Source organism: Vibrio sp. dhg (genome assembly GCF_003443775.1).
GTDB classification, from domain to species: domain Bacteria; phylum Pseudomonadota; class Gammaproteobacteria; order Enterobacterales; family Vibrionaceae; genus Vibrio; species Vibrio natriegens.
Map to the genome: position 1 here is coordinate 631,386 of NZ_CP028943.1, position 16,568 is coordinate 647,953.

The window sequence follows — 16,568 nt, forward strand, 5'->3', positions numbered from 1 at the left end:
TCTAATCCAAATGTAACTCGTTGACCAAAACGGTTACCCTCATTATGCGAAACGATGAGACTTTGGATTGTTTTTTTTACTCCTCTAATTGTGAGATATTGCAAATGCTAAGAATTGCCAAAGAAGCGCTGACATTCGACGACGTACTGCTAGTGCCAGCACACTCCACCGTTCTCCCAAACACAGCTGATCTTCGCACTCAGCTAACGAAAAATATTGCTCTGAATATTCCAATGATTTCTGCGTCTATGGATACCGTGACGGAAGCTCGTCTCGCTATTGCACTTGCGCAGGAAGGTGGCATTGGCTTTATCCACAAAAACATGTCTATTGAGCAGCAGGCAGCTGAAGTTCGTAAAGTTAAAAAATTCGAATCAGGTGTTGTTACAGACCCTGTGACAGTAAACCCTGATGCAACCATCGCTGACGTAGTCGCACTGACTGAAAAACACGGTTTTGCTGGCTTCCCTGTTGTCACTGAGCACAATGAACTTGTTGGTATCATCACTGGCCGTGACGTTCGCTTTGTTACTGACCTTTCTAAGAAAGTATCTTCTGTTATGACGCCAAAAGAAAAATTGGCGGCTGTAGAAGAAGGTGCGACTCGTGAAGAAGTGCAGGAAAAAATGCACGAAGCACGTGTAGAGAAAGTACTGGTTGTAAATGATGATTTCAAACTGACTGGTATGATCACAGCGAAAGACTTCCACAAAGCAGAACGTAAACCAAATGCATGTAAAGATGGACGTGGTCGTCTACGCGTTGGTGCAGCAGTTGGTGCTGGTGCAGGTAACGAAGAACGTGTTGCTGCACTAGTTGAAGCTGGTGTTGACGTACTGCTAATCGACTCTTCTCACGGTCACTCTGAAGGCGTTCTACAACGTATTCGTGATACTCGTGCTGCTTACCCAGATCTAGATATCATCGGCGGTAACGTTGCAACAGGTGCTGGTGCGAAAGCTCTTATCGAAGCTGGCGTAAGCGCAGTAAAAGTTGGTATCGGCCCTGGTTCTATCTGTACGACTCGTATCGTAACTGGTGTTGGTGTTCCTCAAATTACAGCAATCGCAGATGCGGCTGAAGTAGCGAATGAATACGGTGTTCCTGTTATCGCAGATGGCGGTATCCGTTTCTCAGGTGACATCTGTAAAGCAATCGTAGCTGGCGCATCATGTGTGATGGTTGGTTCTATGTTTGCAGGTACAGAAGAAGCACCGGGCGAAGTGATTCTTTACAACGGCCGTTCTTACAAAGCTTACCGCGGCATGGGTTCTTTGGGTGCAATGTCTCAAGGTTCTTCTGACCGTTACTTCCAGTCTGACAACGCTGCAGACAAGCTTGTACCTGAAGGTATCGAAGGTCGTATCGCATACAAAGGTCGTCTGAAAGAGATCGTACACCAGCAAATGGGTGGTCTACGTTCAAGCATGGGGCTAACGGGTTCTGCAACTATCGAAGATATGCGTACTAAAGCTGAATTTGTACGTATCTCTGGTGCAGGTATGCAAGAGTCTCATGTACATGACGTTCAGATTACTAAGGAAGCGCCAAACTACCGCCTAGGTAACTAATTGCCTAGAGTAAACGTTTGCTTTTTCCTTGAAGCATTAAGAAGAGGCGAGTACACTCGCCTCGGTTTTAATCACTTAGCCTAAAAAGACTGCTCAAAATGACTAAAAATATCCATGACCAACGTATTCTGATCTTGGACTTCGGTTCTCAGTACACTCAATTAGTTGCTCGTCGCGTACGTGAAATCGGCGTTTACTGTGAACTATGGAGCTGGGACGTAGAAGAAGCGGATATTCGCGAATTCAACCCAGACGGCATCATCCTATCTGGCGGCCCTGAAAGCGTAACGGAAGAAAACTCTCCACGCGCTCCTCAATATGTATTTGACTCAGGTGTTCCTGTTCTTGGTGTATGTTACGGCATGCAGACCATGGCAGAGCAGCTAGGTGGTAAAGTCGCAGGCTCAAACGAGCGTGAGTTTGGCTACGCACAAGTTAAAGTTTCTGGCGAATCTGCACTATTCAAAGATCTTGAAGCAACTCAAGACGTATGGATGAGCCACGGTGACAAAGTAGTAGAAATCCCAGCAGACTTCGTAAAAGTAGGTGAGACAGATACATGTCCTTACGCTGCGATGGCGAATGAAGAGAAGAAATACTACGGCGTTCAGTTCCACCCAGAAGTAACGCACACAAAACAAGGCCTACAAATTCTAGAGAACTTTGTTCTTGGTGTATGTGGTTGTGAGCGTCTTTGGACTTCTGAATCTATCATCGAAGACGCAGTCGCTCGCATTAAAGAGCAAGTAGGTGACGACGAAGTTATCCTGGGTCTGTCTGGTGGTGTGGATTCATCGGTTGTTGCTATGTTGGTTCACCGCGCGATTGGCGATAAGCTAACGTGTGTATTCGTTGACAACGGTCTGCTTCGTCTAAACGAAGGTCAGCAAGTAATGGATATGTTTGGCGACAAGTTCGGTCTAAACATCATCAAAGTTGACGCAGAAGATCGTTTCCTTGACGCGCTAAAAGGCAAGTCTGACCCAGAAGATAAGCGTAAGACAATCGGTCACGTATTCGTAGACGTATTCGATGAAGAGTCTAAGAAACTGGCTAATGCAAAATGGCTAGCTCAGGGTACTATCTACCCAGACGTAATCGAATCAGCAGCTTCTAAAACTGGTAAAGCGCACGTGATTAAATCACACCACAACGTGGGCGGCCTACCAGAAGATATGGAAATGGGTCTGGTTGAACCTCTACGTGAGCTATTTAAAGATGAAGTTCGTAAGATTGGCCTTGAGTTAGGTCTTCCTTACAACATGCTTTACCGCCACCCATTCCCGGGTCCTGGTCTAGGTGTTCGTGTTCTTGGCGAGATCAAGAAAGAGTACTGTGATTTGCTACGTCGCGCTGACGCTATCTTTATTGAAGAGCTTCACGCAGCAGACCTATACAACAAAGTGTCTCAAGCGTTCACGGTATTCCTACCTGTACGTTCAGTTGGCGTAATGGGCGATGGCCGTAAGTACGATTGGGTTGTATCTCTGCGTGCAGTAGAAACCATCGACTTTATGACAGCGCATTGGGCACATTTACCATACGACTTCCTAGGTAAGGTTTCTAACCGTATTATCAACGAAGTTGATGGCATTTCACGTGTTGTTTACGACATTTCTGGTAAGCCACCAGCGACAATCGAGTGGGAATAATTCCCAAAGATTTTGTTTGATAGAACCAGCCTTCGGGCTGGTTTTTTTATATCTAAAATCTTCGAATCGAAATCGTCAGTTTTTTCTTAGCGATTATATACACCTAGTTAAAATGAATGTATATTCATATTTATTGTTTAATTATATGAATGGTATTGCTATGGAACAGGCTGAATTTACCTCTCTCATTCCCATCCTTATTACTCTTTTTCTCGCTCTGACTACGCGAAATGTTGTCGTTGGTTTATTCGCGGGTGTGGTTAGCGGTGTCGCTATGCTTGAAGGCACATTTGTTGAAAAAGGGCCGCTAGAATCGTTTAGTGCATTGATGAAAAGTTACCTACTCCCGCAACTTACCGACAGCTATAACGCTGGTGTGATTTTGTTATTAGTCTTTATCGGTGGTTTCGTCGCTTTAATGGAAAAGTCTGGCGGTGGTGTTGCCTTTGCTAAAAAGGTAACGCAATGGGTGGCGAGTAAATGCCAAGCTCAGATCTCTGCATGGTTTGGCGGTGTAGTAATATTCTTCTCAGACCTTGGTACGCCCTTGATTGTTGGCCCAGTGTTCCGACCTTTATTTGATAAGCTAAAAGTATCACGTCAAAAATTAGCTTTTATTATCGATTCCACTTCCTCTCCCGTCGCAATCTTGATTCCTTTTATCGGGTGGGGCGTTTACATCATGGGCTTAATCCAAAAAGAGTTCACTGCACTGAATGTGAGTATGAGTGATTGGGATGCTTTCATTGGAGCAATTCCTTACCAGTTTTATGCGTTCTTAGCGATTGCTATCGTACCCATCGTTTCCTTTTTTAAACTCGACTTCGGACCAATGGCCAAAGCAGAAAAACTCGCAGAGCAGGGCGATGATTTTGGGAAAGTTCAAGAGTCACTAAATGTGTTTACGCATAAAAATGCAAAATCTAGCTTTGTGTGGGCTCCACTCTTGGTGATGTTGCTTGTTCTGTGCACTATTCTCGTACCGCATGGTTTCCCTTTGCAAAAGGTAGCGGGTTCGACATTCCGTGCCGCGCTTTCATCAGCCTACTTTTTTGCCGCATTTACTCTTATTGCACTGATGGCACTTTATGGCGTTAGAAAGTTATCAGATGGCATTCAGGTGTACTTAAAAGGTATGTCGAACATGATGTCGGTTGCGGTAATACTAGTATTAGCATGGTCACTAAGCTCTGTTGGCAAAGAGCTTGGGGCTGCTGCTTATATTGCCGAGCAGGCACAAACGGGCTTTCCTAATTGGTTGCTACCTGCTGTTGCCTTCCTATTAGCGGGAATTATTTCATTTGCGACAGGTTCATCATGGGGAACATTTGCGATTATGATGCCTTTGGTGATTCCTACAGCCATCGCTATTGATGCCCCATTGTTAGTTTGTATTGGTGCAGTACTCTCTGGGGGCTTGTTTGGTGATCATTGCTCCCCAATATCTGAGACCACCATTCTATCTTCTACAGGGGCTGGATGTGAGCAATATGAGCACTTTAGAACTCAACTACCATACGCTTTATTGAATGGTGCTGTAGCGCTGGTGTGTTTTCTTATCGCAGGAATGGCCGCATCACCGATTATTGTATTGCTGGCAGTTGCTGCGCAATTTGCTATTTACTTTATCATCTCAAAACAGAATCAACACAGGGAAGCCGAGCCGCTTACCTCAGAGAGCTAGCGCAAAAGTCACCATAAATCGGGAGCTATCAAGCTCCCGCTTTTTTAGCCAACGATAAAGAAAGTTGAGCACGCTAACTTGAACCTTCAGTAACTCCCCCAGTAAACCTGTAGATGGTGGTTTCGTCTTTGTTATTAGGTTGTTTCTTAATCAGTGGGTGGTTATTTGTGAAATCTAAGTTTCCAGTAACGGCTTTTCTCTTTTGTGACTGCCTCCATTAAAATTTGCGCGCATTTTTTATCAACTTTTTTTAAAGGTATTTGTACATGTCGACAAAACTGGCTAACCCAGCACCGCTAGGTCTAATGGGTTTCGGTATGACCACGATTCTGCTAAACATTCATAATGCAGGATTTTTCCCACTGGACTCAATGATTCTAGCGATGGGCATCTTTTATGGTGGCCTTAGTCAAGTTATCGTTGGCATCATGTGCTTTAAGCGCGGTGACACGTTCGGTACAACTGCATTTACATCTTACGGCCTATTCTGGCTGACTCTAGTAGGTCTGATTGTTATGCCTCACATGGGACTACCAGCAAGCCCAGCGAGCTTCATGGGTTGGTACCTGGCACTATGGGGTATCTTTACTGGCTTTATGTTCATTGGCTCTCTTTGCTACCCAACAGCGAAACAGGTTGTGTTTGGTTCTCTGACTATTCTGTTCTTCTTGCTTGCTGCGCGCGATTTCACTGGTAGCGAGCTGATCGGTACAATTGCTGGCTTTGAAGGCATTTTCTGTGGTGCTAGTGCGGTTTACTTCGCAATGGCTCAAGTACTAAACAATGAGTTTGGGCGTGAAGTTCTACCTGTTGGCAAAGCTAAAATCGCTCGTAAAGTTGAAGCGGTTGCAATGGCTTAAACGCTATATTTTGCAGATTTCAAAAGCGGACCTCAGGTCCGCTTTTTTATTATCTGAACTTAACTGCATCACGTGAGAATTGTCTGATTTATATATTGTTGTGACATTACGCGAGCTTTTTCTCAAAGAATAATTCATTATTTACGTATCCATATACAACGAGTTACATTCTATGAAAAAGCATTTGTCAGTTATTCTCACATTCGCCTTTGCGGTGATCTCATCTCCACTCTTAGCTCAGAGTGGCGATCCATTACCTTCTTGGAATGAAGGCGAAACAAAACAAGCTATCATCCAATTTGTTAGCGAGGTTACCGACTCAGATTCTGCTAATTTTGTTGCTCCAGCGGATCGCATTGCTACGTTTGATAACGATGGAACGCTATGGTCCGAAAAGCCGATGTACTTCCAGGTACTGTTTGCTCTGGACCAAATTAAAGCACAAGCTGCGGACCATCCAGAGTGGAAAACCACTACGCCTTACTCCCTCGTATTGAACGACCAGTTGGATAAATTGACTGCAGACGATCTCATCAAATTAGTGCTGCAAACTCATACAGGTGTGATCAGTGATGAATTTACCGCTATGGTTAAAAGCTGGATCAATATGGCAAAACACCCAGTAACAGGCGCGCCATACACCGACATGGTTTTCCAGCCGATGTTAGAGCTTTTAGATTTCTTGGAAGATAATGGATTCAAAAACTTTATCGTTTCCGGCGGAGGAAATGCTTTTATGCGCGCTTGGGCTTCCGATGTCTATAACATTCCGTCGGAGCGAATTATTGGGACCCAACTTGCAACTGAGTTTGTGAATGTGGACGGAAGCTATCAAGTTAAGCGAATGCCGGGCGTTGTGGTGAATAATGACAAAGTAGAAAAACCACTGCAGATTTATCAACACATCGGTAAGCGTCCAATTGCTTCATTTGGCAACTCGGATGGTGACCTGCAAATGCTGCAGTGGACCACCTCTGGTCCGGGACCGCGTCTTGCAATGTATGTTCACCATACTGATGAGAAACGAGAGTGGAAGTACGATCGTGAGTCCAGCGTAGGCAAACTCGATAAGGGTCTCGACGAAGCAAAAGAGAAAGGCTGGTTAGTTGCGGATATGAAAAATGATTGGGTACAAATATATCCGTCGAAATAGCTTGTGCTATCTCTGTATAAGAAAGGGGTTATCCATAGGGTAACCCCTTTCTTTTTTTTATCAGTATGAGTTTTAGTTAATCTACTGCACTTTAGTTTTTATTTTGTGTTTTTGTTTATTTTGCTGTTTTTATTTTGCTTACACAGATTTTTCTTCTGTTGCTCTATTGGGTTTGCACCGTTCAAGAGCGCATGATCACTGAGCGATCATTTAGAAGAGTGTTTGTTTTTTATGTTTGGTTATGAGGATAACTTTTGGTTTGTGGTGAGGCTTCTTGTCTTGGCTATTATCTAGACAGTCAATGTCGAATGAGTCGCCATTAGTACAAGGAAGGGAAACCATGAGTAGCACACTATCAAGTTCACTAGAACCAGAATTGACCACCGTGGCTGGTCAAGCCGATAAGTCTTCTTCAGAACCTCGTAAAGCGATCTTTGCCATCTCACTTGGCAATGGATTAGAGATGTATGACTTTACGGTCTACAGCTTTTTTGCCGTCATTATTGGCGAGTTATTTTTTAACGTCGGTGGTGCAGCAGCCGGGTTATTGTTATCACTGGCTACGTTTGGCGTTGGGTTTGTTATGCGTCCACTCGGTGCGGTACTGATTGGTAACTATGCGGATAAACATGGACGCAAAGCCGCTCTGACCCTCACGATTGCTTTAATGACGATCGGTACTGGCATGATTGCACTGACGCCTACCTATGAAAGTATCGGTATAGCCGCAACCATTATTTTGGTGGTTGGACGCCTGTTACAGGGCTTGTCTGCTGGTGGTGAAATTGGCGCTGCGTCTGCGGCATTGATGGAGTCAAACAACTACAAGCGCCGTTGTTACATGGTGAGTTGGCAGCTTGCAAGCCAAGGTGCAGCTGCGCTGTTTGGTGCACTCGTTGCTTTTGCGGTAAATGGTCTGCTCACACCCGAGGACGTGCATAGCTGGGGTTGGCGTATTCCATTTATCCTTGGTTTATTGATCGGTCCTGTAGGTTGGTACATCCGTCGTCATCTAAAAGAGTCACATCAGGCAGATTCCCACGCGAAAGATACTCCATTTAAAACCGTTCTGCGTAAACAAGGCCGCACGATCTTAACTGGCATGTTAATGATTTGGGGTGGTACTGCATGTATGTATATTGAAGTGTTCTACATGCCAACTTACCTGATTAAAGAGTTGGGCTACGCGCCGACGACGGCTTTTGCGGTCGCGGTGATGGCGGGTTTTATGTTGATGATGCTGATGCCTTTATTTGGTAAATGGGCGGATCGTTTGCAAAGTCGTAAAACCTTGCCGCTGGTTGGTATGTTCGGTGCTTTTGTCTGTATTTATCCTGCGTTCGCGTTGCTTGGTGGTGAAGCCTCTCTACCTAAAGCATTACTGATCATCGGTGGTTTAATCACGTTATTTGCTCTGGCTAATGCATCGTTACTGGTGCTGATTATGGAAGCCTTTACTCAGCAGTACCGCGCGAGTGGCATCTCAATGATTTATGGCTTTGGCGTGACCGTTTTTGGTGGCTTCACTCCACTGTTAGTCGCTACTTTGATCGAGTTTAGCGGCAATAAAATGGCCCCTGCGTTTTATCTGATGACTGCGATTGTGGTGAGCTCTCTGGCCATGTGGCGTTTCCCTGCGAAAGCGCCTCAATAACCCTCTCTGCTAAAAGAACCGAATTAATAAAAGGAATTGATGATGACATTACCTGAATTATCGCTACTCAAAAACGCCGATTTTGTTGCCAGTTGTGAGCCATTTATTCAGACTCGCCATGCCATTCATGCCCATCCAGAGCTGGGAGCAGAAGTGCCTAACACGGCTAAGCTGGTGGCGGAACTGTTAACAGAGTGGGGCTATGAAACTCATACTGGTATTGGCGGATATGGTGTGGTCGGTGTGCTAAAGCAGGGCACTTCGCAACGCTGTATTGGTATCCGTGCGGATATGGATGCTCTGCCTATTCAGGAAGAAACAGGGTTACCTTACGCCAGTAAGATAGATGGACACATGCACGCTTGTGGTCATGATGGTCATACCGCAATCTTGCTGGCTGCGGCCCATTATATCGCGAAGCATGTTTCTTTTGACGGCACGATTAACCTCATCTTCCAGCCTGATGAAGAAGGGTTATCGGGAGCAAAAGCGATGATTGACGATGGTTTGTTTGATCGCTTCCCTTGTGATGCGGTTTTCGCTTTGCACAATATGCCGGGCAACGAGGTCGGGCAGGCAACCGTACGCAGTGGAGCATCATTAGCATCGTCAGATAAAGTCACCATTCGTCTGACAGGGAAAGGTGGTCATGCAGCAATGCCCCACCTATCAAATGATGTCACCATTGCCATTGGTCATATCATTCTTGGGCTGCAAAGTATTGTGTCGCGCAATATAAATCCGGCTGACCAAAGTATTATCAGTATTGGTCAGATTGAGGCAGGAAAAACAGCGAATGTGATTCCAAATGATGCGTTAATGAAGCTTTCAGTACGTAACTTCAGTGAAGCGAATCAGGATTTGATTGAGCAGCGAATTCGTGAGGTAGTGGCTGGACAGTGTCAGGCGTTTGGTATCCAGGGAGAAGTTGAATACCTACGTCAGGTGCCGTCAGTGTTCAATTCATCAGAGGAAACTCTGAGAGCTCGCAAAGTGGTCAAGGCTGTGCTTGGTGAAGACAATGTTGCTGGCGATGAATCACCAGTTGTTCCGGGCAGTGAAGATTTTGCCTGGATGCTGAAAGAACGTCCGGGATGTTATTTCTTCCTCGCTAATGGGGTAGGCGACTGGCATGGCTGTTCTGTACACAACCCTGGCTATGATTTTAATGATCAGCTAGTTACGATTGGTGCGGCTTGCTGGGTTGAGCTGGTGAGTGAATACCTGAGCACTGAATAAGTGGTGTAGAATGGCTTTGATTAAGGACAATGAGGGTATATAACAGATGAAGTTACATCAAGTTAGAGCATTTCTGGCTGTGAGTCAGGCGGGGAGCCTGAAAGCAGCAGCAGAACAACTGCATCTGACGCAGCCCGCCCTAAGCAAAGCCATTAAAGAACTGGAACAGCAATATGGTGTTGCTCTATTCGAGCGTTCTGCTGGTGGGTTAACTCTCACGCCATATGGTGAGCGCTTGATGGGATACGCACGTTTAATGAACGAAACCGCCCGACGAGCCAAGCAAGAGATTGACACCATGCGCGGGGTTCCCAACGGCAGCGTGACTATAGGAGTGACACCCGTTGCTTCACTACTTAAATCATTGGCTTCCAGTCTGAACACGTTCATGCAGCGTTATCCGGAAGTTTCTCTACGTATCGTAGAGTTGCGTCCTGCTCCTCTACTGACACATTTGCGTCAGGGAGAAGTGGATTTTGCTATCACATCGCAAATACCGGTGATTGATAGTGCGCTGGAGTGGCAAGCGGTTTGTCGTATCCCTAATGTCGTGGTGACCCGTAAGTCCCATCCGCTGTGTAATACTCGGTCGTTGAGGACATTACATCAGAGTGACTGGCTGACGCTGGACTCTCCCGATGATCCGAGTACCTATTTTTACCAGTTGTTTTCCGTTAATGGTCTACCATTGCCATCTCGTATTCGTGAATGTACTTCGATGACGTTAGCCCGTTCACTGATTCAAAACGCCGATTTTGCTGCCCTATTTTCTACGGAATCGCTTGATTTGGATTACATCAAAAATGAATTTGCGGCAGTGCCATTGCTGGATAATATCCCAGATAGCGTCATCTCAGTCGTACGTCCGAAGAGGGATATTATGACGCAGAGCGCGACAGCACTGTTTGATGGCATATTGCAGGATATGCGAGACATCTACCCCGACTTCTAGTCTGCCGTTTCTGATGAAGAAAATAAAAGGGCCAGCGAATTGCTGGCCCTTGTTGTTGTGTAATGCTGTATTTATTTTTGTAAATTTATAGAGACGTTTCTTCTGCTGTTTTTTGTGTCGCTTCAACAGCGGCAGTGTGAGCAGATTTACCTGTCTTACGTTTGTATTTCTCTTCCCAGTAATCAGCACCTTTGATACCAAGCGCTACTGGGTTGAACGTGTATTCAGTCACGCCTTCTTTCTGTTGTCTTTCGTAATCGGTCAGCGCTTTAAGTGCTGGCTTAGACATGAAGAAGATAATCAGAATACCGACGATGTTTAACCATGCCATCAAGCCTACGCCTACGTCACCCATCGCCCATGCCAGGTTTGCGGTTTTCACTGTTCCGTAGAATACCGCTGACAGAAGGATTAGCTTCAGAACAAACATTAGACCATCCACTTTAAACGTGCGGCGAATGTAAGCGATGTTTGTTTCTGCTATGTAGTAGTACGCCAGAATCGTTGTAAATGCGAAGAAGAACAGAGCAACAGCAATAAATGATTTGCCCACGCCCGGAAGCGCACTTTCAATCGCCATCTGAGTAAATACAGGACCGTTAGCGCCAATATCTGCTGGTAGGTTTTGTACCAGGAATGCACCTTCCACTGCACCGTGAACGTTGTAAGCACCAGTGATAAGAATCATGAATGCTGTTGCCGAACAAACAAGCAGTGTATCGATGTAGATAGAGAACGACTGAACAAGACCTTGTTGAGCTGGGTGCTCTACGCTTGCTGCTGCCGCTGCATGAGGACCAGTACCTTGACCAGCTTCGTTAGAGTAAACACCACGTTTTACACCCCAACCGATAGCTGCACCGATACCTGCCATTGGTGTGAACGCGTCACCAATGATCATACCGAAGATGCGTGGAACCTCACCGATGTTCAGAAGAATAATAACAAAGGCAGTAACGATGTAAGCCAGTGCCATAAACGGAACAACGATTTGAGTAAAGTTTGCAATACGTTTTACACCACCAAAGATGATGAAAGCAAGAATGACACAGACAACCGTACCAGTTAAAATTTTAGCAAAACTGATGGTACCGATAGCGGTTTCGATCATGTCACCAGTGCCGAATGCTGCTTCTACTGCGTTACCAATGCTGTTCGATTGAACGCCTGGAAGTAGAACACCACACGCAAAGATAGTCGAGATTGCGAAGATCCAAGCGTACCATTTTTGTCCCATTGCTTTTTCAATGTAGTAAGCAGGGCCACCACGGAATTCGCCTTCGTCTTCTTCTTTATAAATTTGAGCTAGTGTTGATTCTGCGTAAGCAGTTGCAGCACCGAAGAACGCAACTACCCACATCCAGAATACGGCACCTGGGCCACCAAAACCGATAGCGGCTGCAACACCGGCAATGTTACCTGTACCTACACGGCCAGATAGCGATACGGCAAGTGCCTGAAATGATGAAATCCCCTTTGTTGAACTCTTTCCTGATAACAATAAACGCCACATTTCGAAGAAATGACGAACTTGAACGAAACGAGTCATGATTGAATAGAATAAACCAGCACCAAGGCACAAGTAGATAAGTACTGGGCTCCAGATAATTCCATTCAGAAAATCAACTAATGACTGCATGAGTATTTTCCCTGTTAGTTGTGTTTGCGGTTATTTTCCCAACAACACATTACCTTTTTTTGTAACGTAATTGTTAACCTTTTTAGCTTAAAATCCTTGATAGCGTGACGGTGAACACAGAATGATAGACTACCATTCATATCTGGTTACCATTGCTTATTCAATGTATTTCCTAGCTAAGATTCCTTGTTTGACTAAGTATGCAGTATATCTTTATTAAAATTTACTCAAAAATGCAAAAGTTAATTATGCTAACGTAAATGCATATTGTGGTTTAATAGGCTATTTATTAATCAGGCGTAACGGAATAAGTTAAGCTCTGATTGTTCAATAACCTTGGAGTTTTCTTTCGTCATTATGCTTGCTAAAAGCTGGCCTGAACCACATGCCATTGTCCAGCCTAACGTACCATGTCCGGTATTCGTAAACAGGTTCTCGTACGGCGTTGCTCCAATGATTGGCGTGCCATCTGGTGTCATCGGTCTGAAACCTGTCCAGAATTCAGCTTGGCTAAAGTCTCCGCTACGAGGGAATAGATCACGAATGACCATTTCAATCGTGTTCTTTCTTTTCTGTGGGATAGAGCCATCAAAACCAGCAAGTTCTGCAGTGCCTGCAACACGAATTCTATCGTCAAAACGTGTCATAGCGACTTTGTACGTTTCATCCATTACCGTAGAGCGAGGTGCGTATTGCTCGTTTTCGATTGGAACCGTCAGTGAATAACCTTTGACTGGGTAAACCGGAATATTCACATCTAGCTGTTTAAGCAACGCTGTTGAATAGCTTCCTGAAGCCACGACAAATTGGTCCGCTTTGAACAGGCCACGGTTCGTTTGGACACCTGTGATCTTTTTGCCTTCAGTAACCCAATTGCTCACTTCAGTATTGAATTCAAATCTAACACCATGTGCTTTTGCCAGCTCAGTAAGCTGTTGGCAGAACTGGAAGCAGTCACCCGTCTCATCATCAGGAAGGTACAAACCACCCACGATCTTCTCTTGCACTAGAGCAAGCCCAGGTTCTTGTTTGATGCACTGTTCAACGTCCATCAACTGGAAACGTGTGCCGCTTTGCTCAAGTAGTTTCAGGTCTTTTTCAATAGCTTTTAGCTGCTGCTCTGTACGGAATACTTGTAGAGTACCGAACTGGCGACCTTGGTATTCAATTGCATGGTCTTTACGTAGCTGCTCAAGACAAGCGCGGCTGTGATTCGCGATAGAAAGCATACGCGCTTTGTTAACTTGATAACGTGGCAAAGTGCAGTTAGCGACCATTTTTGATGCCCAGCTGATCATGTCCGAGTTTAGCGTTGGCTTTATTTTCAGCGGAGCATGCTCTTCCATTAGCCATTTGATCGCTTTAAGCGGAATACCCGGCGCAGCCCAAGGCGAAGAGTAGCCATAAGAAATTTGCCCAGCGTTAGCAAAGCTGGTTTCCATAGCACTGCTTGCTTGACGGTCAATGACAGTTACTTGGTAACCTGCCTGAGATAAATACCAAGCCGATGTTAAACCGATAACGCCGCTGCCTAATACGATGACTTCCATTTTGCACTCCACACACAATAATTATTTGTCGCTAGTTTCTTTTGCTTACCTTTTGTTAACAATCGATATAAATTACATATAGAGTTTAGAAAAACTATAGGGTTGTGTATGAGAGGTAATCTAGTAAGCGGTTTGTGGTTATTTAGTCAAGTTGCTGAACATAGCAGTTTTACTGGTGCTGCAAAGTCTTTGCACCTGACGACGGGGGCAATTAGTCAACAAATTATTCACTTAGAAGAGACATTAGGTTTTAATCTATTTGAACGCCACTCTCGTGGTATCCGCTTAACGGCAAAGGGAGTTCAGTTGCAACAAGCGGCTCAGTTTCACTTTAATGAGCTGGGAAAACTGCTTGATGAGTTGAAAGTCGACAAGCAAAACAATGAAATTAAACTCAAACTGACGCCGTCGTTTGCCTTCAAATGGCTGGTGCCAAAGCTAGAGAGTTTCCATCTGGAACACCCAGATATCCAAGTGCAGATCTTTGCAGAAGTGGCATTGGTTAACAGCGATTTGAAAGATTACGACGTCGCTATCGATTACGGGTTACACCCTTACCGACATAAAGACGCTGAATTGCTTTTAGACGAACAGTTATTGCCAGTGATGAGCCCTAAATACCTTGAGGATCATGCATGGCTGAAAGCTACGTCAGATAAAAATAATGCTTTAGCTTCAAGTGCTCAGTGGAAAGAGGCGACGTTATTGCATGATGCTCTGCCGTGGGACAAGGCGACCCGTGATTATGAGTGGCTTTATTGGGCTTCGGCAATGGGGCTCGATTTTAAAACCGATGTCGGACACTTTTTTAACCGTACTGACATGGCCATGTCTGCGGCTGAAGCGGGGGTGGGAATCGCAATGGCAAGGATGGCGCTAATCGAAGATGAACTGGACACTCGACGCTTGGTATCGCCTTTTGACCCAATACCTGCCAACGCCGGTTACTATTTGATCACCAATACCAAAAATGACTCGACAGAAAAGTTTCGTCATTGGCTACTACAGCAAGTGGCTACTGGGTAAGTGATTTTCTGCCGCCCATTACCATAACAGTGACAGGGTTAATGATATGCATTGTGACCAATAGCGAGGTTCTTTGAGCGAAAAATAGGCATGATAAATACCGCTATTTTTAGAGATAACGCACAAGGAAGAACATGAAAGACGAAACGCTATCGATCCATTTTGGTTATGAAACGGATCCTACCACTAAGTCCGTGGCGACCCCAATTTACCAGACCGTCGCTTACGAATTTGATAACGCTCAGCATGGTGCGGATCTTTTTAACCTGGCAGTACCGGGCAATATTTACACGCGTATTATGAACCCAACCAATGATGTTCTGGAAAAGCGTATGGCCGCTTTGGAAGGTGGTATTGCAGGTTTGGTTGTGAGCGCAGGCAGTGCAGCGATTAACTATGCGATTCTGACCTTGGCACAGGCGGGCGATAACATCGTATCGACTCCGCAACTTTACGGTGGCACTTACACCTTGTTCGCTCACATGTTGCCTAATCAGGGCATCCAAGTGAAGTTTGCCAAAGACGACAAACCGGAAAGTCTGGCTGAACTTATCGATGAAAATACCAAAGCTGTGTACTGCGAAAGCATTGGTAACCCTGCTGGTAACATCATTGATTTAGAGCGCGTTGCCGATCTTGCTCACGCACAGGGTGTACCTGTGATAGTGGACAACACCGTTGCAACGCCGGTTCTGTGTAAGCCAATCGAATTTGGAGCCGATATTGTGGTGCACTCTTTGACCAAATATGTCGGTGGTCATGGTACGACATTAGGTGGAGTGATTGTCGATTCGGGTAGGTTCCCTTGGGCACTGCACAGCAACCGCTTCCCGGTGTTTAATCAACCTGAACCGTCCTATCATGGTGTGGTGTATACCGAAGCATTTGGTGATGCGGCCTTTATCGGTCGCGCGCGAACCGTTCCGTTACGAAATACGGGGTCGGCGCTTTCGCCAATGAATGCGTTTATGTTAATGCAGGGATTAGAAACCTTATCTTTACGTATGGAGCGCCACACCGAAAACGCGCTGAAAGTGGCGGAATATCTCAACCAGCATGAGAAAGTCAGTTGGGTCAGCTACGCAGGTTTGCCAGAATCAGAGCACCATGAATTAGCGCAGAAATATATGAAAGGCAAGCCTTCAGCGATTTTGTCGTTCGGGCTCAAAGACGGCTACGAAGCGGGTGTTCGTTTTTATGATGCACTAAAAATCTTTAAGCGCTTGGTCAATATCGGTGATGCCAAATCACTGGCTTGTCATCCGGCATCTACGACTCACCGCCAATTAAGCGAAGCAGAACAAAAGCAAGCCGGCGTGTCGCCAGAGATGATTCGCCTGTCAGTGGGTATTGAGCATATTGATGATATCTTGGCCGATTTAGAGCAGGCACTAAACGCCTAATATCGTACCTGAACAGAGCTTTTAGTCACCCATAGGCCAGCCTTTAGTAAAGCTGGCCTTTTTTTATTTTTATTTTTATTTTCAATGAATTAATGGCTTTTGGTTTCCTGTATTCCAAAAGCTCATGCCGGTCGAATTTTATTCCCTTGTGAGAATCTCGTTTGTTCAAGATGATGTGACGAGAC

General features: G+C 45.3%; 12 protein-coding genes. 10 read left to right on the plus strand and 2 right to left on the minus strand.

Annotated features, from left to right (window positions below):
* The first annotated feature begins 104 nt into the window (after nucleotides 1-104).
* The 8 genes from guaB to DBX26_RS02970 all read left to right on the plus strand — a co-directional run bounded on the left by guaB (nucleotide 105) and on the right by DBX26_RS02970 (nucleotide 10,765).
* Nucleotides 105-1,571, plus strand: a complete 1,467-nt coding sequence (gene guaB / locus DBX26_RS02935) for an IMP dehydrogenase (protein ID WP_020333650.1) — start codon at nucleotides 105-107, stop codon at nucleotides 1,569-1,571.
* 98 nt (nucleotides 1,572-1,669) lie between these two features.
* On the plus strand, nucleotides 1,670-3,223 hold the full coding sequence (gene guaA, locus DBX26_RS02940) for a glutamine-hydrolyzing GMP synthase (RefSeq protein ID WP_014230949.1): 1,554 nt from the start codon (nucleotides 1,670-1,672) through the stop codon (nucleotides 3,221-3,223).
* A gap of 160 nt (nucleotides 3,224-3,383) precedes the next feature.
* Nucleotides 3,384-4,907 (plus strand): Na+/H+ antiporter NhaC family protein, encoded by a 1,524-nt coding sequence (locus DBX26_RS02945; protein WP_118117796.1) that lies wholly within the window; start codon nucleotides 3,384-3,386, stop codon nucleotides 4,905-4,907.
* Between the two features lie 266 nt (nucleotides 4,908-5,173).
* Nucleotides 5,174-5,767: a GPR1/FUN34/YaaH family transporter gene (locus DBX26_RS02950; RefSeq protein WP_014230950.1), complete on the plus strand. Its 594-nt coding sequence runs from the start codon at nucleotides 5,174-5,176 to the stop codon at nucleotides 5,765-5,767.
* Nucleotides 5,768-5,939: 172 nt separating this feature from the next.
* The gene (locus DBX26_RS02955) at nucleotides 5,940-6,920 is read left to right on the plus strand and encodes an HAD family phosphatase (RefSeq protein WP_118117798.1); all 981 of its coding nucleotides are present in this window, start codon (nucleotides 5,940-5,942) and stop codon (nucleotides 6,918-6,920) included.
* 340 nt (nucleotides 6,921-7,260) lie between these two features.
* Nucleotides 7,261-8,574 carry an MFS transporter gene (locus tag DBX26_RS02960; RefSeq protein ID WP_014230952.1) on the plus strand — a complete coding sequence of 438 codons (1,314 nt, stop codon included), beginning with the start codon at nucleotides 7,261-7,263 and terminating at the stop codon, nucleotides 8,572-8,574.
* Nucleotides 8,575-8,613: 39 nt separating this feature from the next.
* Nucleotides 8,614-9,813, plus strand: coding sequence for a M20 aminoacylase family protein (locus DBX26_RS02965; RefSeq protein WP_254063500.1), 1,200 nt, complete (start codon nucleotides 8,614-8,616; stop codon nucleotides 9,811-9,813).
* A 46-nt stretch (nucleotides 9,814-9,859) separates the two neighbouring features.
* Nucleotides 9,860-10,765: a LysR family transcriptional regulator gene (locus tag DBX26_RS02970; RefSeq protein WP_118117801.1), complete on the plus strand. Its 906-nt coding sequence runs from the start codon at nucleotides 9,860-9,862 to the stop codon at nucleotides 10,763-10,765.
* An 85-nt stretch (nucleotides 10,766-10,850) separates the two neighbouring features.
* Here DBX26_RS02970 and DBX26_RS02975 read toward each other — a convergent pair whose 3' ends face one another.
* The gene (locus DBX26_RS02975) at nucleotides 10,851-12,404 is read right to left on the minus strand and encodes a sodium:alanine symporter family protein (protein WP_065296394.1); all 1,554 of its coding nucleotides are present in this window, start codon (nucleotides 12,402-12,404) and stop codon (nucleotides 10,851-10,853) included.
* A gap of 293 nt (nucleotides 12,405-12,697) precedes the next feature.
* Nucleotides 12,698-13,954 carry a D-amino acid dehydrogenase gene (locus DBX26_RS02980; RefSeq protein WP_020333659.1) on the minus strand — a complete coding sequence of 419 codons (1,257 nt, stop codon included), beginning with the start codon at nucleotides 13,952-13,954 and terminating at the stop codon, nucleotides 12,698-12,700.
* Between the two features lie 108 nt (nucleotides 13,955-14,062).
* Here DBX26_RS02980 and DBX26_RS02985 point away from each other — a divergent pair, with 108 nt between their 5' ends.
* Together DBX26_RS02985 and DBX26_RS02990 are read left to right on the plus strand one after the other, a co-directional pair.
* On the plus strand, nucleotides 14,063-14,980 hold the full coding sequence (locus DBX26_RS02985; protein WP_014230957.1) for a LysR substrate-binding domain-containing protein: 918 nt from the start codon (nucleotides 14,063-14,065) through the stop codon (nucleotides 14,978-14,980).
* Nucleotides 14,981-15,114: 134 nt separating this feature from the next.
* Nucleotides 15,115-16,383, plus strand: a complete 1,269-nt coding sequence (locus DBX26_RS02990) for an O-acetylhomoserine aminocarboxypropyltransferase/cysteine synthase family protein (RefSeq protein ID WP_118117803.1) — start codon at nucleotides 15,115-15,117, stop codon at nucleotides 16,381-16,383.
* The last annotated feature ends 185 nt before the right edge of the window (nucleotides 16,384-16,568 follow it).